The sequence below is a fragment of the Microbacterium sp. 5K110 genome, assembly GCF_005774735.1.
Lineage (GTDB): Bacteria > Actinomycetota > Actinomycetes > Actinomycetales > Microbacteriaceae > Microbacterium.
The window spans coordinates 1-18,198 of record NZ_VBUM01000036.1; the positions used below are offsets into that span (position 1 = coordinate 1).

At 71.0% G+C, this 18,198-nt stretch carries 16 protein-coding genes; 11 read left to right on the forward strand and 5 right to left on the reverse strand.

Annotated features, from left to right (window positions below):
- Positions 1-141 precede the first annotated feature (141 nt).
- The gene (locus FE256_RS09790) at positions 142-1,602 is read right to left on the reverse strand and encodes an NAD(P)H-quinone dehydrogenase (protein ID WP_171024283.1); all 1,461 of its coding nucleotides are present in this window, start codon (positions 1,600-1,602) and stop codon (positions 142-144) included.
- 67 nt (positions 1,603-1,669) lie between these two features.
- On the opposite strand from FE256_RS09790, the gene FE256_RS09795 reads away from it, so the two are divergent.
- The 3 genes from FE256_RS09795 (at position 1,670) to FE256_RS09805 (ending at position 5,278) form a co-directional block, all read left to right on the forward strand.
- Positions 1,670-2,503, forward strand: coding sequence for a purine-nucleoside phosphorylase (locus FE256_RS09795; RefSeq protein WP_138175147.1), 834 nt, complete (start codon positions 1,670-1,672; stop codon positions 2,501-2,503).
- Positions 2,500-4,164 (forward strand): phospho-sugar mutase, encoded by a 1,665-nt coding sequence (locus FE256_RS09800; protein WP_138175149.1) that lies wholly within the window; start codon positions 2,500-2,502, stop codon positions 4,162-4,164. The genes FE256_RS09795 and FE256_RS09800 overlap by 4 nt, the downstream gene beginning before the upstream one ends.
- Before the next feature lie 148 nt (positions 4,165-4,312).
- Positions 4,313-5,278 (forward strand): hypothetical protein, encoded by a 966-nt coding sequence (locus FE256_RS09805; RefSeq protein WP_138175151.1) that lies wholly within the window; start codon positions 4,313-4,315, stop codon positions 5,276-5,278.
- A 110-nt stretch (positions 5,279-5,388) separates the two neighbouring features.
- Here FE256_RS09805 and FE256_RS09810 read toward each other — a convergent pair whose 3' ends face one another.
- Positions 5,389-7,317 carry a BglG family transcription antiterminator gene (locus FE256_RS09810; RefSeq protein ID WP_171024284.1) on the reverse strand — a complete coding sequence of 643 codons (1,929 nt, stop codon included), beginning with the start codon at positions 7,315-7,317 and terminating at the stop codon, positions 5,389-5,391.
- Between the two features lie 164 nt (positions 7,318-7,481).
- Between FE256_RS09810 and FE256_RS09815 the strand changes: the two genes are divergently transcribed.
- The 8 genes from FE256_RS09815 to FE256_RS09850 all read left to right on the forward strand — a co-directional run bounded on the left by FE256_RS09815 (position 7,482) and on the right by FE256_RS09850 (position 15,051).
- Complete coding sequence (locus tag FE256_RS09815; protein ID WP_138175153.1) at positions 7,482-7,808, forward strand: PTS sugar transporter subunit IIB; 327 nt, start codon at positions 7,482-7,484, stop codon at positions 7,806-7,808.
- Positions 7,809-7,831: 23 nt separating this feature from the next.
- Positions 7,832-8,107 carry an HPr family phosphocarrier protein gene (locus tag FE256_RS09820; protein ID WP_138175154.1) on the forward strand — a complete coding sequence of 92 codons (276 nt, stop codon included), beginning with the start codon at positions 7,832-7,834 and terminating at the stop codon, positions 8,105-8,107.
- 13 nt (positions 8,108-8,120) lie between these two features.
- A complete protein-coding gene (gene ptsP, locus FE256_RS09825) occupies positions 8,121-9,803 on the forward strand; it encodes a phosphoenolpyruvate--protein phosphotransferase (RefSeq protein ID WP_138175156.1) in 1,683 nt (560 codons plus the stop codon).
- Between the two features lie 53 nt (positions 9,804-9,856).
- The gene (locus FE256_RS09830; protein WP_138175158.1) at positions 9,857-11,515 is read left to right on the forward strand and encodes a PTS mannitol transporter subunit IIBC; all 1,659 of its coding nucleotides are present in this window, start codon (positions 9,857-9,859) and stop codon (positions 11,513-11,515) included.
- A gap of 103 nt (positions 11,516-11,618) precedes the next feature.
- Entirely contained in the window at positions 11,619-12,056 is a 438-nt protein-coding gene (locus tag FE256_RS09835; protein ID WP_138175160.1) for a PTS mannitol transporter subunit IIA, read from the forward strand.
- Positions 12,053-13,204, forward strand: a complete 1,152-nt coding sequence (locus FE256_RS09840) for a mannitol-1-phosphate 5-dehydrogenase (protein WP_138175162.1) — start codon at positions 12,053-12,055, stop codon at positions 13,202-13,204. Before FE256_RS09835 ends, FE256_RS09840 begins: the two co-directional genes overlap by 4 nt.
- 1 nt (position 13,205) lies before the next feature.
- Entirely contained in the window at positions 13,206-13,985 is a 780-nt protein-coding gene (locus FE256_RS09845) for an alpha/beta hydrolase (protein WP_138175164.1), read from the forward strand.
- 217 nt (positions 13,986-14,202) lie between these two features.
- Complete coding sequence (locus FE256_RS09850) at positions 14,203-15,051, forward strand: type IV toxin-antitoxin system AbiEi family antitoxin domain-containing protein (protein ID WP_138175166.1); 849 nt, start codon at positions 14,203-14,205, stop codon at positions 15,049-15,051.
- A 310-nt stretch (positions 15,052-15,361) separates the two neighbouring features.
- Here the strand turns inward: FE256_RS09850 and FE256_RS09855 are convergent, their stop codons facing one another.
- Genes FE256_RS09855 through FE256_RS09865 form a run of 3 tightly spaced genes read right to left on the reverse strand, consistent with a single transcriptional unit; the run spans position 15,362 to position 18,179 of the window.
- Positions 15,362-16,468, reverse strand: coding sequence for an adenosine deaminase (locus FE256_RS09855; RefSeq protein ID WP_138175168.1), 1,107 nt, complete (start codon positions 16,466-16,468; stop codon positions 15,362-15,364).
- A 23-nt stretch (positions 16,469-16,491) separates the two neighbouring features.
- A complete protein-coding gene (locus FE256_RS09860) occupies positions 16,492-17,781 on the reverse strand; it encodes a thymidine phosphorylase (RefSeq protein ID WP_138175170.1) in 1,290 nt (429 codons plus the stop codon).
- A complete protein-coding gene (locus tag FE256_RS09865) occupies positions 17,778-18,179 on the reverse strand; it encodes a cytidine deaminase (RefSeq protein ID WP_058595516.1) in 402 nt (133 codons plus the stop codon). Before FE256_RS09865 ends, FE256_RS09860 begins: the two co-directional genes overlap by 4 nt.
- Positions 18,180-18,198 lie beyond the last annotated feature (19 nt).

Sequence of the window (18,198 nt, forward strand, 5' to 3'; positions counted from 1 at the left end):
GGGCCGGGTCGGGCTGGGCCGCGCCGGCAGAGTGATAAACGCTTCCTGCACCGAGACACGCACGTAGAGAGCGTTTCCCAGTGCAGGAAGCGTTTATCGCAAGGAGAAGACGGATGCCGGGAGCACCGGCATCCGGGAGAGTCAGTCCTCGCCGGGATCGTCGCGGTCGACGATGTGCATCGCGCGGGCGGCGTCGGTGATGCTCGAGGTCAGCGACGGGTACACCGCGAACACGCGGGCGACCTGATCGACGGTGAGACGGCGCTCCACGGCGATCGCGATCGGGTAGATCAGCTCCGACGCCCGCGGGCCCACGATCACCCCGCCCATGACGGTGCCGCTCCCCTGCCGCGCGATGATCTTCACGAAGCCGTCGGTGATGCCCTGCATCTTCGCGCGGGGGTTGGCCGACAGCGGCAGCTTCTTCACCACGCCCGCGATCTTGCCGTCGATGACGTCCTGCTCGCTGAACCCGACGGTGGCGATCTCGGGAGCCGTGAAGATGTTCGCCGTGATGCGGCGCGTCTCGAGCGGGATCACGACGTCGCCGAGCGCGTGGAACACGGCTTGACGTCCCTGCATGGATGCCACGGACGCCAAGGGGAAGAAGTTCGTGCAGTCGCCCGCGGCGTAGATGTTCGGCACCGACGTGCGCGCGACGCGGTTGACGCGGATGTGCCCCGACGGGGTCATCTGGACGCCCGCCTGCTCCAGGCCGATGCCCGCCGTGTTCGGGATCGACCCGACCGCCATGAGGCAGTGGCTGCCCTCGATCGTCCGGCCGTCGGCGAGGGTGACGAGCACGCCGTCGCCGGTGTTGACCACCGAATCCGCCCGCGCCTTGGACAGCAGCGTCATCCCGCCGCGCTGGAAGACGCGCTCGAGCACGGCCGCGGCATCCTGGTCCTCACCCGGGAGCACCTGGTCGCGGCTGGAGACGAGGGTCACCTTCGCTCCGAGGTTCATGTAGGCGGAGGCGAACTCCGCGCCCGTGACGCCCGACCCGACGACGATGAGGTGCGACGGCACCGACTTCATGTCGTACAGCTGGGTCCAGGTGAGGATGCGCTCTCCGTCGGGCTGCGCCGACGGCAGCTCGCGGGGCGACGCCCCCACCGACACGACGAGGGTCTCCGCCTCGATGCGGTCGAAGTCCGTGCCTCCGGCCTCGGTCGAGACGACGACGGCGCCGGGGCCGTCGAGGCGCCCGTGGCCGGAGATGATGCGGACCCCCGCCTCCAGCAGCGACGCGCGCATGTCGTCGGACTGCTGCCGTGCGAGCGAGAGCAGACGCTGGTTCACGGCGGCGAGGTTGATCGCGACCTCGGGGGCGAGGGGCTTGCCCCGGTCGTCCTTGGCGAACAGCTGCACGCCCAGCTCGCTGGCACTGCGGATCGCGACGGCCGCGTCGGCCGTCGCGATGAGCGTCTTCGAGGGCACGACGTCGGTGATGACGGCCGAACCGCCCACCCCGGCCCGCTCGACGAGGGTGACATCGGCCCCCAACTGCGCGGCCGAGAGCGCGGCCTCGTAGCCACCGGGACCACCGCCGACGATCGCGATGGACTGCTTGCGCTCGAAGCTCTGCACCATGGCATCCATTCTTCCCTAGTGCGACGCGCGGCCCGTGCGCCTGGCCCCGGATGCCGCGGCTTTCTAGAGTGGGTCCATGGCACACAGCACCCTTCACCCGCTCGACGACCCGGCGGCCGACCCGTTCGAGATCGCCGCAGCCGCGGCCGCCGACATTGCCCGCCTCTCGGGCGTCGAGCGTCACGACATCGCCGTCACCCTCGGCAGCGGCTGGGGCCGCGCCGCCGAACTCATCGGCGAGGAGACCGCGGCGTTCCCCGCGACCGAGGTCGTCGGCTTCTCCAAGCCCGCCCTCGAGGGACACGTCGGCACGCTCCGCAGCGTCCGCACCCCCGGCGGCAAGAACGTCCTCGTGATCGGCGCGCGCACGCACTACTACGAGGGCCACGGCGTGCGACGTGTCGTCCACAGCGTTCGCACCGCCGCGGCGACCGGCGCGACGACGATGATCCTCACCAACGGTGCGGGCGGCATCCGCGAGACGTGGAAGCCCGGCCAGCCCGTCCTGATCAGCGATCACATCAACCTCACCGCCGACTCGCCCCTCGAGGGCGCGACGTTCATCGACCTCACCGACCTGTACTCGCAGCGCCTGCGCGACCTGGCACGGTCGATCGACCCGACGCTCGACGAGGGCGTCTACACGCAGTTCCGCGGTCCCCACTACGAAACTCCCGCGGAAGTGCAGATGGCGAAGACCATCGGCGGGCACATCGTCGGCATGTCCACCGCCCTCGAGGCGATCGCCGCCCGGCAGGCGGGCATGGAGATCCTCGGCTTCTCGCTCATCACGAACCTGGCCGCCGGCATTCAGAAGACCCCCCTCAGCCACGACGAGGTGCTCGAGGCCGGGCGCGAGGCCGAACCGGTGATCTCTGCGCTGCTCGCCCGCGTGATCGGCGCGCTGTGAGCGGGTTCGTCGAGGCGGCCCGCGCCTGGCTCGCCCAGGATCCGGATGCCGTGACCCGCGAGGAACTGTCCTCCCTGCTGGAGCGCGTCTCCGAGGGGTCGGTAGAGGCCGAGGCCGACCTCGCCGACCGTTTCTCGACCCGTTTGGCCTTCGGCACCGCCGGCCTGCGCGGGACCCTCGGGGCCGGCCCCAATCGCATGAACCGTGTGCTGGTCGCGCAGGCCGCGGCGGGCTTCGCGGCGTACCTGCGCGAGCGTGGCGGGGACGCAACCCCTACGGTCGTCGTCGGCTACGACGGGCGACGCAATTCTGATGTGTTCGCCCGCGACTCGGTCGAGATCTTCGCCGGCGCGGGGCTGCGCGCCATCCTGCTGCCGCGGATGCTCCCGACGCCCGTGCTCGCGTTCGCGGTTCGTCACCTCGGCGCCGACGCCGGGGTCATGGTCACCGCGAGCCACAACCCGCCGGACGACAACGGCTACAAGGTCTACCTCGGAGGTGCCGACGACGGCGCGCAGATCGTCTCGCCCGCCGACGCCGAGATCGCCGCGCACATCCAGCGGGTGGCCGACGCGGGCGACGTCACCGTCCTCCCCCGCTCGGTGGGCTTCGAGAACGCGCCCGAGTCGGTCGTGGAGGCCTACGTGGCCGCGACCGCGGCCGTCGCCCCCGCAGCCGCCGGGGCGGAGGGGCTGCGGTGGGTGTACACCGCGATGCACGGTGTGGGGTGGGAGACCGTCGCGCGGGTCCTCGCCGCGGCCGGGTATCCGGAACCGGTGGTCGTCGAGGCGCAGATCCACCCCGACGGGCGCTTCCCCACGGTGGCGTTCCCGAACCCCGAGGAGCCGGGGGCGATGGATCTGTCCTTCGAGACCGCGCGCGCGTGCAACGCCGAGCTCGTCATCGCGAACGATCCGGATGCCGACCGCCTCGCCGTCGCGATACCGGATGCCGAGGCCGACGGCGGCTGGCGCCGCCTCACCGGCAACGAGATCGGGCTGCTGCTGGGCTGGCGCGCGGCGCGCGCCGCGGCCGGCAGCGGGGGGTCGCTCGCGTGCTCCCTGGTGTCGTCGCCCGGGCTGCAGGCCGTCGCCGAGCACTACGGTCTCGACTTCCACGCGACCCTCACCGGGTTCAAGTGGATCTCGCGGGCGCCGGGTATCGTCTACGGTTTCGAGGAGGCTCTCGGATACCTCGTCAACCCCGAGACCGTGCGCGACAAGGACGGCATCTCCGCCGCCGTGGCCCTCTTGGGCATGGCGACCGCAGCCCGCGCCGAAGGGCGCACCGTCGCCGACCTGCTGCAGGAGTTCCGGGACACGTTCGGCGCGTTCGTCAGCGACCAGATCTCGGTGCGCGTGACCGACGTGGGCGAGATCGCCGGGATCATGGCATCCCTTCGCGCCCAGCCGCCGTCCGCGGTGGGCGAGGTCGCGGTGTCGAGGATCGATGACCTGCTCGAGGGCGTCGACGGCCTGCCCCCCGGCGACGTGCTGCGCATCTGGCTCGAGGACGGCTCGCGACTCATCGTGCGCCCCAGCGGCACGGAGCCGAAGCTCAAGCTGTACCTCGACGTCCGCGGCTCGTCGGCCAAGAAGGCCCGTCGCCGCCTCGACGCGCTGCGCGCGGGCGCGGAGGCGCTGCTCGCGGCGGTGCGCTGACTGGGCTCCTCGGGTTTGGGGCGCGCGATTCCGTTTGGGGCGTGGATTACCGCGCCCCAAACGGTAGATCGCGCCCCAAACCAGAAGTTCTCCACACCGCCGGGGACGAGGTTCGGGGGCGAGGCGCAGACTCGGACAAAGTGAACGGATGGATGCCGTTCTCTCGACACCTCTGTTGCGCCGCTCGGAACTGGGCGAGCGCGACGTCGACCGCCACCGCCTCGACGTCCTCGTGCGCGACGGCTCCCTGATCCGCGTCCGGGCCGGTGTCTACGTCGGGGCCACGGCCACCGCCCGCCTGCGTCCCGAAGAGTGGATCGTGCTGCGCGCGCGAGTTCTCGCCCTCGTGAGCGTCGAGCCGCCGCTGTTCTCTCACCAGACCGCGGCCGCATTGCACGGCCTTCCGCTGTACCGGCCTGACGCGCAACGGGTCCACGTCATCCTCGACGAACGTCGCCGCGGCGCCATGGCGCAGACCGTGCGGCATCGGGGTGCCGTCGGGCCCGGCGACGTCGTCGACCTCGCCGGGCTTCGTGTGACCAGCATGGTCAGGACGATGTCGGACATCGCGCGTACGTGCGACTTCGAGACGGCGGTGTGCACCCTCGACGGCGCACTCCGCGCTCTCGCAACGACGACGGCGCGCACCTATGACGCGGACAAGGCGGCGGCTGCGATCGCGCTCGCGCTCGCCACCTCGCGACGGTCTGCACACGGCGGTGCGCGGGCCGCGCGAGCCCTCGCCTTCGCGGACGGACGCGCCCAACTGCCGGGCGAGAGCATCAGCCGCATCCGCATTACCGAGATGGGCTTGCGTCCACCGCAATTGCAGGTGCGCGTTCCGAGTCCCTCCGGCTCCTCGTACTACCTCGACTTCGGCCTCGACGACGTCGGCGTCTGGGGGGAGTTCGACGGGCGAGGGAAGTACACCGAACACGCCGCGCAGTCCGGCCGGTCTCCCGCGCAGGTGCTCCTCGCCGAGAAGCAGCGTGAGGACTGGATCCGCGGTACGACCGGGCGGGCGATCATCCGCTGGGGATGGCCACACATCGTCGACGCCCCAACCCTCGCACGACGCTTCGCCGCCTTCCATGTGGCGCTTCCTTCGAGATGACCGCCGGCGCGTCGGGTCTTGGGGCGCGGAATTCAATCTGGGGCGCGGAATTCCACGCCCCAAATGGAAGAACGCGCCCCAAACCCGGCGTAGCCCGGCAGTGGGGAACCTCAGCCGTCGATCACCGCGACGAGCTCGTCCAGGAACGCGGCGAAGCTCGTCGCGCGACGGACGATGCGCTGCACGCTGTCGCGCTCGCTGAAGACCTCGACGAACTGCTCGAACACCGTCTGGAACGCCTCGCGGTCGGTCTCCGAGAACGCCACGAGCGCCACCACCTGCACGCGTCCCTCGCCCCAGGCGATCGAGGGATCGGCGATGCCGATCGCGATACGGGTCTGGGTCGCCGTCATTCCCATCGCGTGCGGCACGGCGAGCGCGTCGGTGAACGCGGTCGACGAGATCGCCTCGCGCTCCACGGCCCGCGCGACGTAGTCGTCATCGATGACGCCCTCGTCGACCAACAGCCCGCCGAGGCGACGGATGACCCCGGCCTCGCCATCGGCGCCGTCGAGGCCCCGCACGAAAGCGTCGGGTGAGAAGTAACGCTCGAGTTCGGCGCTCAGCCGCGCGAGGCGGCGGGCCCGCCGGACGCGCGACGCCGCGGCCTGCACGCGCTCGACGTCGGCGTCGGTGAGGAACGGCTGGATGCGCACGAACCGATCGCCCGGCCGCGGCGGGTCGATCGTGGTGAGCACGAGGTCGGTGTCGATGGAATCCCACGCCGGGTCGATACGGGTCTCGACGCCGACGACCTCGATCGCCTGCCCCAGCGACCGGTCGACGCTCGAACGCAGCAGCTCGTGCAGCTCGTAGTACCCCGGGCACACGATCGTCGCCGTCAGCAGCTGGTCGGAGCGCCGGCTGCGTTCGAGCCGCCCGCCGACGTGCATCGCGATATAGGCGATCTCGTCGTCCATGATCGGGATGCCGAGGGCGTCCTGGAGCCCCTTGGCGATGTACACCGCGACCTCGAAGATCATCGGGTACGTCGACTTGAGCGAGCGCGTGAGGGGGTTGCGCGACCACGCCTGCTCGCGCGAGCGGTGCAGCAGGTTCTGCACGTGCAGCGCGAGGCGCATGACGAAGTCGGCGTGCGCGATATCGACCAGATACTGGGATGCCGCGGCCTCGACGACCGCGCGCACGGCCTCCGCGACCGCCGGGTCCAGGCGCGCGCGCACGTCGTCGGCCGCTGGAGAGCCGGGGGCCACGATCCGCGTGAGGACGAGAGTGGCGAGGTGGCGCAGGTCTCCCGCGCCGAGCTGCACGCCGATGTGCTTGAGCGTCAGGCGGTCCAGCAGGCCGGCGACGGCGTCCACGGCATCCGACGACTCTCCCGCGGCGGCCCCGAGGCCGCGGTCGCGCGTGACCCGGTCGGCGGCGATGGCGATGTGCATGACGACGTCGCCGATGCCGATCTCGTTGACGAAGTACCCCATCGACCCGAGCCCGGCGACGAGCTCGGCTTTGAAGGGCCCGAACGCCCGCGCGCCGACCGACCGCTCGCCGAGCGTGCGGCGCAGCGCGTCGAGGTCGAACATCCCGGCATCCATTTCGTCGTGCGCGAGCTTGGACAGCAGCCGCCGCTGGGCGACCTCGGTCCCGCGCAGGCGGGCGGTGGATGCCGAGCGCTCGAGGGTCAGCTCGGTACCGCCGAGCAGTCCGCGCACGCGCGCCAGGTCGGCTTCGAGGGTGGCGGCGCTGACGTGGAGGGTGTCGGCGGTCTCGAAGACGTCGATGCCGTCCGCGGAGTCGAGCAGGCGCCGCACGAGCGTGTGCAGCCGGTCCCGCGGCGTGCCGCTGTCGGCCGTCGAGCCCGCGCGCAGGGCGATCGCCGCGTCCGATCCCGCCCGATACCCCAGCGGACCCGACTCGATCGCCGTCCCGCCGGCCACGCGGGCGTTGACCGCGGTGACGTAGGAGCGCACGCTGCGCGGGGTCACGCCCAGCGCATCCGCCAGCGACGCGGCCGTGGACCACTCCGCGTCCCGCAGCAGCAGGGCCAGCAGGCGGTCTTGGCGAGCTTTCGTCGTCACGATCCGTCCTCCGCGCCGGCCCGGATGGCAGCGCTCCCCCCATCCAACCACGCGCATCACCCTCGAGCGCGGGGGCGCGGCATCCACGTTCCGGGGGGTGGGAAACGAACCTGGTTGTCTGCTGTGAACGCGATGTTCACAATCGAGAGGAAGGAGGCGGGTCGATGAGGATCCTCGTGGTGTGCGGCGCTGGTGCGTCCAGCACGTTCGTCGCACAGCGTGTTCGTCACGCAGCTCACGATCGCGGCCTCCCCTACTCCGCTGCGGCGGGGACCGTGAGGTCGCTCCCGATCGACCTCGACGCGGTCGACATCGTTCTCGTCGGCCCGCACTTGGCCCCCGACCTGGAGCGGATCCGACAGGATGCCGCGACACGGGGGGTGCGAGTCGTCTTGCTGCCCGAGGACGCCTTCACCGACCTGACCGGAACCCGCACGCTCGCTCTCGTGGAAGAGGCGATGGGGGCGCGGGAGTCCGCGGACACCATCTGACCCGCCGCCGGAAAGGAACACTCATGCCCCAGATCACCCGGACGGTCCGTATCGGCTCGTCGCACGGCCTCCACGCCCGCCCCGCGAAGCTCTTCGCGCAGGCGGCCAAGGAGTCCGGCATCCCGGTGAGCCTCATCAAGGACGCCGGCGCGCCCGTGAACGCCGCCAGCATCCTGGGCATCATCGCCCTCGGCCTGGAACAGGGCGACTACGTCACGCTCACCGCCGACGGCGACAACGCCGAGGCGACGCTCGAGCGCCTGGCCGAACTGCTGACCACCGACCACGACGCCGAGTAAGGAACACAGGAACATGACGGAACTCCGTGGAGTCGGAATCGGACTGGGCGTGGCCCAGGGCCCCATCGCGCGCATGGCCGAGCCCCTGCCCGCCCCGAAGGACGCCCCCAGCGAGCTGTCGGTCGAGGAAGAGACGGCGCGCGTGCGCGAGGCCGTCGCCGCCGTCGCGAGGGAACTCGAGCAGCGCGGCGCGGACGCGGGTGGCGCGGCCCGTGACGTGCTGGAGGCCCAGGCGATGATCGCCGAGGACCCGACCCTCGAAGCCGAGGTCGACTCACGTCTGGCCGCGGGCAAGAACGGTGAGTTCGCCGTCCACGACGCCTTCGCCTCGTTCCGCGAGCAGCTCATCGCCCTCGGCGGATACCTGGGTGAGCGCGCCGCCGACCTCGACGACGTCGCCCAGCGCGTCATCGCGCGTCTGCGGGGCGTAGCCGCTCCCGGCATCCCCGATCCCGGTCACCCGTTCGTGCTCGTCGCCAAAGACCTCGCTCCCGCCGACACCGCCCTGCTCGACCTCGACAAGGTGCTCGCGCTCGTGACCACCGAGGGCGGACCCACCTCGCACACGGCGATCCTGGCGCGCGAGAAGTCGATCGTCGCGGTCGTCGGCGCCTCCGGCGCGAAAGACCTCGTCGACGGTCAGACGGTGATCGTGGATGCCGCCGCCGGCGTCGTCACGGTCGACCCCAGCGACGACGACCTCGCGCGGGCCAAGAACCGTGCCGCGGCGCGCGCCTCCGCCGCCTCGGCGCCCATCACCGACGGCGCCCTCGCCGACGGCACGAAGGTCCCGCTGCTCGCCAACCTCGGCAAGCCCGGTGGCGCTGCCGAGGCCGTCGCGCTGGGCGCGGAGGGCGTGGGCCTGTTCCGCACCGAGTTCCTGTTCCTCAGCTCCAGCTCCGCTCCGACCGTCGAGGAGCAGCGCACCGCCTACATCGAGCTGCTCAGCGCCTTCCCCGGCAAGAAGGTCGTCGTGCGCGTGCTCGACGCCGGCGCCGACAAGCCCCTGCCGTTCCTCAACGATGCGCACGAAGAGAACCCGGCCCTGGGTCTCCGGGGCCTCCGCGCCCTCCGTGCGAGCGAGGACATCCTGCGCGAGCAGCTCACGGCCCTCGCCGAGGCGGATGCCGAGACCCGCAAGTCCGCGGCCGGTCCCGCCGACCTGTGGGTCATGGCGCCGATGGTGTCCACGGTCGAGGAGACCCGCTACTTCACCGCGCTGGCCAAGGACTACGGTCTGAAGACCACGGGTGTGATGGTGGAGGTCCCCTCCTCCGCGCTGCTCGCCGACCGCATCCTCCAGATCGCCGACTTCGCCTCGATCGGCACCAACGACCTGACGCAGTACACGCTCGCCGCCGACCGGCTGCTCGGCTCGGTCGCCTCGTTCCAGGACCCGTGGCACCCGGCCGTCTTGCGCCTGATCCGCGAGGTCGGCGCCGCCGGCCGCGCGAACGGCAAGCCCGTCGGCATCTGCGGCGAGGCGGCGGCGGACCCGCTGCTCGCGGTGGTGCTCGTCGGACTCGGCGCCACCACGCTGTCGATGGCCCCCACGGCCCTCGCCGACGTGCGTGCGACCCTGCTCACCCACACGCTCGACGATGCCCTTCGCATCGCCGAAGCCGCCCTGGCCGCCGACGACGCGGCCTCCGCCCGGGAGGCCGCTCAGGCAGCCTCCGCATCCCCCGCGGCCTGAGCCGCGCTCCACCTCGCGGCCCCGGCCGCATCTCGATACAAGGAGACACAGCAATGACGACGGCGTCGACAACCAAGAAGCCGGGAGGTGCTCGCGTCGCGGTCCAGCGATTCGGCACGTTCCTCTCCGGCATGATCATGCCCAACATCGCGGCGTTCATCGCGTGGGGCTTCATCACGATGCTCTTCATTCCCGCCGGGTTCTTCGGCGCGAACAGCCCCTTCGGTGCCGGTTGGCACTGGTCGCCCGTGGCCGAGATCATCGGCGGTGGCGGCGATGCCGCCGCGATCGGCTGGCCGGGCGCCATGACGGCGCTCACCGAGGGCACCGACGGCACCTACCAGGGCTACGTGGGTCTGGTCAGCGTCATGATCACGTACCTGCTGCCCCTGCTCATCGCCAACACCGGTGGCCGCATGGTCTACGGTGCTCGCGGTGGCGTGGTCGCGACGATCGCCGTGATGGGTGTCATCGTCGGCACGAACATCCCGATGTTCCTCGGCGCGATGATCATGGGCCCGCTCGCGGCCTGGATCACCAAGCAGATGGACAAGATCTGGGACGGCAAGATCCGCCCCGGCTTCGAGATGCTGGTCAACAACTTCTCCGCCGGCATCCTCGGCATGGTTCTCGCGATCGTCGGCTTCTTCGCCTTCGGTCCCGTGTTCCTCGGTGTCAGCGCGTTCCTGGGCGGCATCGTCGGCTGGCTCGTGCAGTACAACCTGCTCCCGCTCCTGTCGATCATCGTCGAGCCGGCCAAGGTGCTGTTCCTCAACAACGCCATCAACCACGGCGTGTTCACGCCGCTCGGCATCGAGCAGGCCGCCGAGTCGGGCAAGTCGATCCTCTTCCTCATCGAGGCCAACCCCGGCCCCGGTCTGGGTCTGCTCCTCGCCTTCACCTTCTTCGGTGTCGGCGCGGCGAAGGCCTCGGCCCCCGGCGCGATCATCATCCAGTTCTTCGGTGGCATCCACGAGATCTACTTCCCGTACGCCCTCGCGAAGCCCATGACGATCCTCGCGCTCATCGCCGGTGGCGCCGCGGGCGTCACGACCAACATGCTCTTCGGCGGCGGACTGGTCTTCCCGGCCGCTCCCGGCAGCATCATCGCCGTGACCGCTTCCGCGATCGGCGCGGGACCGGGCAACCTCCTGGTCGTGTACCTGTCGGTCGTCGTGGCCGCCGTGGTGACCTTCCTGGTGGCCGGTGTCATCCTCCGCGCCTCGCGCAAGCGCGACCTGGCCGCCGAGGGCGACGACGCGTTCGCCGCGGCGATCGACCAGACCGAAGCCAACAAGGGCAAGGAGTCCTCGACCCTCGGTGCGCTGCGCAATCGCGGCTCGAGCGACGTGACCGCGTCGGCCGACCGCGACGTCGAGGGCGCGCTGGGCGGCCTCGGCGGCTCCGTGGCGACCAAACAGGTCAACGCGATCGTGTTCGCGTGCGACGCCGGCATGGGCTCCTCCGCGATGGGCGCGAGCGTCCTGCGCAACAAGATCAAGAAGGCCGGCATCGAGGGGATCACCGTCACCAACGCGGCGATCGCGAACCTCGACGGCACCGCCGACCTGATCATCACGCAGAACCAGCTGACCGACCGCGCCAAGGCCCAGTCGCCTGACGCGATCCACGTGTCGGTGGACAACTTCATGAACTCGCCGAAGTACGACGAGGTCGTGGAGATGGTCCGCGTTCAGCACGACGCGAAGTAATCCACTCCCACGGAGGGGCCGGGGCAGGCGCACCGGCCCCTCCGTCTTCCCGTCCGGCCCGCTTCCTGCGAGGCTGGAGAGCACGACGAGAAAGGCGAGAACCATGTCAGACGTCCTCCGCATCGAATCCGTCCGTATCCATCCCGGCAGCGCCACCCGCGAGGAGGCGATGAAGGAGGCGGCCGACCTGCTCGAGGCCTCCGGCTCGGTCACCGGTGAGTACTTCGCCGCCATACAGCAGCGCGAGGAGACCGTGTCCACCTACATGGGCAACGAGCTCGCGATCCCCCACGGCACCAACGAGACCAAGCAGGCGATCCTGACCTCGGGTCTCTCCGTGGTCCGCTACGACGGCGGCGTCGACTGGGGCGGGGAGCCGGTGAGCTTCGTCATCGGCATCGCCGGCAAGGGCGACGAGCACCTCGAGATCCTGTCGCAGATCGCCATCCTCTTCTCCGACGAGGACGATGTCGCGCGCCTGAAGGCCGTCTCCTCCGCTGAGGAGCTGTTCGAGGCCCTCGCGGGTTCCGTCAACGCATGAAGGCCGTCCACTTCGGCGCGGGCAACATCGGTCGCGGCTTCGTCGGTCTGCTGCTGCACGAGGGCGGCTACGAGCTGGTCTTCTCCGACGTCTCCGCGGCCCTCGTCGCGGCGATCAACGCGGCATCCGAGTACACCGTCCACGAGGTCGGCGACGGCGGTACCGACAAGACGGTGACCGGCTTCCGTGCCATCGACAGCTCGACGGATGCCGAGGCCCTCGTCGACGAGATCGCGACCGCCGACGTGGTGACCACCGCCGTCGGCCCCACGATCCTGAAGTTCGTCGCCCCGCACATCGTCGCCGGTCTCGCCCTCCGCGACCCCTCGCTCCCGCCGCTGCAGATCATGGCGTGCGAGAACGCCATCGGCGCCACCGATCAGTTGCGCGAGCACGTGGTCGACATCGCCGCAGAGTCCTGGGACGCACTGGACGCCCGCGCGGTGTTCGCCAACACCGCGGTCGACCGCATCGTTCCGGCGCAGGCCGTCGGCGGTGTCGACGTGACCGTAGAGCCGTTCTACGAGTGGGCGATCGAGCGCGGGCCGTTCGGTGACGAACCGCCGCACATTCCCGGCGCGCACTTCGTCGACGATCTCACGCCGTACATCGAGCGCAAGCTCTTCACCGTCAACACCGGTCACGCGGCGACGGCGTACTTCGGCGCCCGCGCCGGGATCGAGCGCATCTCGGACGCGCTGTCCGACCCGGAGATCGCCGCGAACGTCGAGGCGGCGCTCGAGGAGACCAGCGCTCTCCTCGTGCAGAAGCACGAGCTCGACGCCGAGGTGCAGGGCCAGTACCGCGCCACGATCCTGCGACGCTTCCGCAACCCCGCACTGCCGGACACCGTGTGGCGCGTCGGCCGCCAGCCGTTGCGTAAGCTCTCGCGGCATGAGCGGTTCGTCGGCCCCGCGGCCGAGGCGATCGAACGGGGGCTGCCCGTGGACGCGCTCGTGTCCGCGATGTCCGCCGCCCTGGAGTTCGAGGATGCCGAGGACGCACAGGCCGTGGATCTGCAGCGACTCCTCGGCGAACTGGATGCCACGGCCTTCACCGCGCAGGTGACCGGACTCGCGCCCGAGCACCCGCTGTTCGCCCGCATCGTCGAGATCGTCGCGGCACGACAGGCGGCGTTACGCTCCTGAGGTGACCGACACCACTCCGTCCGCCGACGGGGCGCCCCGTGCGCCCCGTCGGCGTTTCCGTCTCCTGCGCTGGATCCTCGGGGGCCTCGGCGCCCTCGTGCTGCTGCTGGTGGGCGGCATCCTGATCTACACGCAGGTGGGCGTGATGGGTGCCGAAGCCGATCCGCTGGCCGAGGCACGCGCCAACCCCGGGCTGACGATCGCCGAGGACGGGGCGGGTATCGTGCTCTCGCCCACCGCGGGCGACACCGGGCGGGGCCTCGTGTTCATCCCGGGCGCCAAGGTCGACGCGCTCGGCTACGTCGTGACGTTCGCCGACACGGTGGTCGACGACGGAGTGACGGTCGTGATCACCCGCCCCTGGCTGAACCTGGCCTTCTTCGATCCGCGGCCGCTGTCGACCTTCACCGATCTCGCTCCCGACGTCCGGGCGTGGGCCGTCGGCGGGCACTCGCTCGGCGGCGTGCGGGCGTGTCAGCTCGCCGGGGACGCCGACGCCCTGGTGCTCTTCGCTTCGTACTGCGCCACCGACCTGTCGGCATCCGGACTCCCGGTGCTGAGTCTGTCGGGGTCGGAGGACGGCCTCTCGACCCCGCAGAAGATCGCCGACGCCGCGACGCTGCTGCCCGCCGACACGACCTTCGTCGAGATCCCCGGGGCCTCGCACGCGTCGTTCGGCGCCTACGGCCCCCAGGCCGGCGACGGCACCCCGACCGCCGACTCCGCCGAGGTCGACCGCATCATCGCCGAGCAGCTGGGCGCGTTCCTGCCGACGCGCTGACGCGGCCGGGGTGGCGTGCGCCGGTGTCCGCGCGGGCGAAACTCCTGAGAAACCGGCCCGTTCCGCGTCGGCACTGCCCCCGATTGCTCACGCGGCGCCAGGATTCAGGAGTTTCGCCCGAGGCGGTCCGGGGCGACTCCCCCTGCCCTCCCGCCGTTATCCACAGCTCGGGCGCCCGTGACCACGCAACGCCTCGCGAAGCGGCCAGGGTGTGCCCATGGCATCCGCAGACCCTCGGTCCGACGAGAACCACGAGATGGTGTGGGCGACCCGCGACCTCCATGCGGCGGGGTGGTCGCGTCGTGCTCTCGCCCGCGCCGTTGCCGACGGCACCCTCGTGCGCGTGCGTCAGGGCAGGTTCGTCGTGGCAGGCACCCCCGACTCCATCGTCGCGGCGGCGGGCCTGGGCGGGCGGCTCGACTGCATCAGCCTTCTGGCGCTGTACGGCGTGTTCGTTCACCACCACACGGACGGTCACGTGCAACAGGATCCCCTGGCCAGCCGACGCCCACCGGCACCCGACGGCGTGGTGTACCACTGGAGACCGAGCGCTGCGCAGCGAGACCGATCCGTGGTCCATATAGTGGAAGCCCTTGCGCAGGCGATCCGGTGCCAACCTCCGCGATCGGCCGTCGCGACGCTCGACAGCGCCTGGCACCTCGGCCTCGTCGACGAGGCCGGGATCGGCGAGGTCTTCGCGCGCGTGCCGCGTCGCTTCCAGGTCCTGCGGGGACTGCTCGACCCGCGTGCCGAGGCGGGGACCGAAACACTCGTCCGGCTCCTCCTGCGACACCTCGGTTGCCGGGTCGACGTGCAGGTACGCATCGACGGCGTCGGGCGCGTCGATCTGCTGGTCGACGGTTGGCTCATCGTCGAGTGCGACAGCGCGCAGTTCCACGGCACCTGGCACGTGCACAAGAACGACCGGCGACGCGACATGGCGGCTCTGGAGCGGGGCTACGTGACGCTTCGCCTGCTCGCCGAGGACATCCTGTACCGTCCCGACCGCGTCCGCGCCGCACTCCAGCGCGTCCTGGCGCACGGCGCCCCCGGGCGAAACTCCTGACCTTCCGTACAGCCGCACCCGCCACTCCGGTCCATACCGCCGAAAGGGCCAAATTCTCAGGAGTTTCGCCCGCCCGTCCGCGGGGCCGCCCTCTCACGGGGCGCGACAGGTCGAGCGGCCACCGGTTTGGACGGCAGGTCGGCACCGGCCCGACGCGAGAGCGCGGGCGAAACTCCTGAGGAACGGGGCGGTGACGGACCGGAACGGGGCCGCGCGGACGGCTAGAGCACAGATCTCAGGAGATTCGCACGCGCGGGGCGCGTCCCGTCGAAGGGGTGGCACCGACACCGGCGCGCCGCACTGCGGCGCGTCAGCGCTGGAAGCCCTCGGCGATGATCTCGATGAGCTCCTCGCGCTCCTCGACCGGCAGGAACGCACCGGCCGCGGCGTTGAGCTGGAAGGCCTCGAGGTCGTCGAGGTCGTAGTCGAACGCCTGCGCCAGCAGCGCCAGCTCGCGCGTCAGGGTCGTGCGGCTCATGAGGCGGTTGTCGACGTTCACCGTCACCGAGAAGCCCAGCTGGTAGAGCAGGTCGAACGGGTGGGCGTCCATCGTGTCGCCCCAGGCCGTGACCGCCCCGCTCTGCAGGTTCGACGTCGGCGAAAGCTCGAGCGTGATCTCGCGGTCGCGCACCCAGCGCGCCATGTCGCCGAAAGTGACCAGAACCTCTTCGCCCTCGCGCGAGACGACGTCGAGGTCGTTGGCGATACGCACACCGTGTCCGAGGCGCAGAGCCCGCCCGTCGAGCAGCGCCGAACGAATGGATGCCAGCCCCGCCCCTTCACCGGCGTGCACCGTCGTGGGGAAGAAATGCTCGGCGAGATAGTCGAAGGCCGCGCGGTGATCCGAGGCCGGGAATCCGTCCTCGGGGCCGGCGAGGTCGAAGCCGACCACGCCGCGGCTGCGCCACGACACCGCGAGCTCGGCGATCTCCCGCGACCGCGATCCCTGCCGCATCGCGGTGAGCAGCTGCCCCACGCGGATGTCCTTGCCGCGCGCGTCAGCGGCATCCTCGCCCTCTTCGATGCCCTCCTGAACCGCGTCCACGACGTCGTCGAGGCTGAGGCCGCGCGTCAGGTGCTGCTCGGGAGCCCACCGCATCTCCGCGTAGACGACGCCGTCCTCGGCGAGGTCCTCGACGAACTCCTTGGCGGCGCGCACGAGACCCTCGCGGGTCTGCAGGACGCCGACCGTGAGCGAGAACTTCTCGAGGTAGTCCTCGAGCGAACCGGAGTCGACGTGGTCCGAGAACCAGTCCTCGAGCCCCTCGGCGTCGTCGGCCGGGACGTCGAGGTCGAGCTCGTCGGCCAGCTCGAGCACCGTCTGCGCCCGCATCCCCCCGTCGAGGTGGTCGTGCAGCGACACCTTCGGCAGGTCGTGCAGCTTCTTGCCCTGGATACGGACGTCGTCGGTGGCCATGGTGCTCCTCGGGTCGGATGCCATCACGCGGTGATGCGCTCGCGCACGAGCGTGGTGCGCGCGGGAGCGGCGTCGCCGATCTCCCACGCGCCGTCGACCGCGGCGAGGGCGCGCTCGAAGCGCGTCTCATCATCGGCCGACAGGGTGAACAGCGGCTGACCGGCCGCGACGGAATCCCCGACCGTGACGTGCAAGTCGATGCCCGCGGCGTGCACGACGGCATCCTCGGCGCGCGCGCGTCCCGCCCCCAGGCGCCAGGCCCCGATACCGAACGGCAGCGCCTCGACGCGCGTGACGACCCCCGCCCGCTCGGCGACGACCGTGTGGGTCTCGCGCGGCGCCGGGAGGGCGGCATCCGGATCGCCGTCCTGGGCGCGGATCATGCGCTTCCACACGTCCATCGCGCGGCCGTCGGCCAAGGCCGCCTCGACATCGGCGTCGGGACGTCCGGCGAGCGTCAGCATCTCGCGCGCGAGAGCGACGGTCAGCTCGACGACGTCGGCGGGACCACCGCCGGCCAGGACCTCGACCGACTCGCGCACCTCGTTGGCGTTGCCGATCGCTCGGCCGAGCGGGGTGTTCATGTCGGTGAGGAGCGCCGTGGTGTTCACGCCCGAGTCGGTGCCGAGGGCGACCATGGTCTCGGCGAGCTCGCGGGCCCGGTCGATGTCCTGCATGAAGGCGCCGGAGCCGAACTTCACGTCGAGCACGAGGGAGTCGGTGCCCTCGGCGATCTTCTTCGACATGATGCTCGACGCGATCAGCGGGATCGCCTCGACCGTGCCGGTGACGTCGCGCAGCGCGTAGAGCTTCTTGTCGGCGGGGGCCAGGCCCGTGCCGGCCGCGCAGATCACGGCACCCACGTCGGCGAGCTGCGCGAGGATCTCGTCGTTGGACAGCGCCGCGCGCCACCCCGGGATGGACTCGAGCTTGTCGAGCGTCCCGCCGGTGTGCCCGAGACCGCGGCCCGAGAGCTGCGGCACGGCCACCCCGAACGCGGCGACGAGCGGCGCGAGCGGCAGAGTGATCTTGTCGCCCACGCCACCGGTCGAGTGCTTGTCGACCGTCGGCTTGTCGAGCGACGAGAAGTCCATGCGCTCGCCCGAGGCGATCATGGCATCCGTCAGCACCCGGATCTGGTCGCGGCCGAGGCCGTTCAGGAGCACCGCCATCGTGAACGCCGACATCTGTGCGTCCATGACGTAGCCGCGTGTGTAGGCGTCGACGAGCCAGCGGATCTCGCCCTCGGTGATCGCCCGCCCGTCACGCTGGGCACGGATGATGTCGACCGCGTCGTACTGTTCGGCGCTCATCGGGCCGCCTCCTCGAGGTCACGCGGCCCGAAGGCGTCGGGCAGCACTTCGTCGATCGTCCGGATGCCGCTGACGGTCTCGAGCAGCATGCCCGGGATCGCGTGCTCGAACAGCAGCTGCCGGCACCGCCCGCACGGCATGAGCGTGCGCCCCTCACCGTCCACGCAGACGAACGCGACCAACTGGCCGCCTCCGGACATGTGCAGCTCGGACACCAGACCGCACTCGGCGCACAGGGTGACGCCGTACGAGGCGTTCTCGACGTTGCACCCCGAGACGATGCGGCCGTCGGCGACGAGGGCCGCGGCCCCCACCTTGAAGCGGGAGTAGGGCGCGTAGGCGCGATGCATCGCCTCGGTGGCGGCGGAACGCAGTTCGTCCCAGTCGATGTCGGTCATCGTGGTGCAGGGGGTCCTC

What these genes read in the sequence shown, in the direction of transcription:
- FE256_RS09865 (WP_058595516.1), bottom strand. Translation starts at nt 18,179, where the DNA reads ATGACCGACATCGACTGGGACGAACTGCGTTCCGCCGCCACCGAGGCG.
- FE256_RS09830 (WP_138175158.1), top strand. Translation starts at nt 9,857, where the DNA reads ATGACGACGGCGTCGACAACCAAGAAGCCGGGAGGTGCTCGCGTCGCG.
- FE256_RS09860 (WP_138175170.1), bottom strand. Translation starts at nt 17,781, where the DNA reads ATGAGCGCCGAACAGTACGACGCGGTCGACATCATCCGTGCCCAGCGT.
- FE256_RS09805 (WP_138175151.1), top strand. Translation starts at nt 4,313, where the DNA reads ATGGATGCCGTTCTCTCGACACCTCTGTTGCGCCGCTCGGAACTGGGC.
- FE256_RS09795 (WP_138175147.1), top strand. Translation starts at nt 1,670, where the DNA reads ATGGCACACAGCACCCTTCACCCGCTCGACGACCCGGCGGCCGACCCG.
- FE256_RS09855 (WP_138175168.1), bottom strand. Translation starts at nt 16,468, where the DNA reads ATGGCCACCGACGACGTCCGTATCCAGGGCAAGAAGCTGCACGACCTG.
- FE256_RS09840 (WP_138175162.1), top strand. Translation starts at nt 12,053, where the DNA reads ATGAAGGCCGTCCACTTCGGCGCGGGCAACATCGGTCGCGGCTTCGTC.
- FE256_RS09850 (WP_138175166.1), top strand. Translation starts at nt 14,203, where the DNA reads ATGGCATCCGCAGACCCTCGGTCCGACGAGAACCACGAGATGGTGTGG.
- FE256_RS09815 (WP_138175153.1), top strand. Translation starts at nt 7,482, where the DNA reads ATGAGGATCCTCGTGGTGTGCGGCGCTGGTGCGTCCAGCACGTTCGTC.
- ptsP (WP_138175156.1), top strand. Translation starts at nt 8,121, where the DNA reads ATGACGGAACTCCGTGGAGTCGGAATCGGACTGGGCGTGGCCCAGGGC.
- FE256_RS09790 (WP_171024283.1), bottom strand. Translation starts at nt 1,602, where the DNA reads ATGGATGCCATGGTGCAGAGCTTCGAGCGCAAGCAGTCCATCGCGATC.
- FE256_RS09820 (WP_138175154.1), top strand. Translation starts at nt 7,832, where the DNA reads ATGCCCCAGATCACCCGGACGGTCCGTATCGGCTCGTCGCACGGCCTC.
- FE256_RS09835 (WP_138175160.1), top strand. Translation starts at nt 11,619, where the DNA reads ATGTCAGACGTCCTCCGCATCGAATCCGTCCGTATCCATCCCGGCAGC.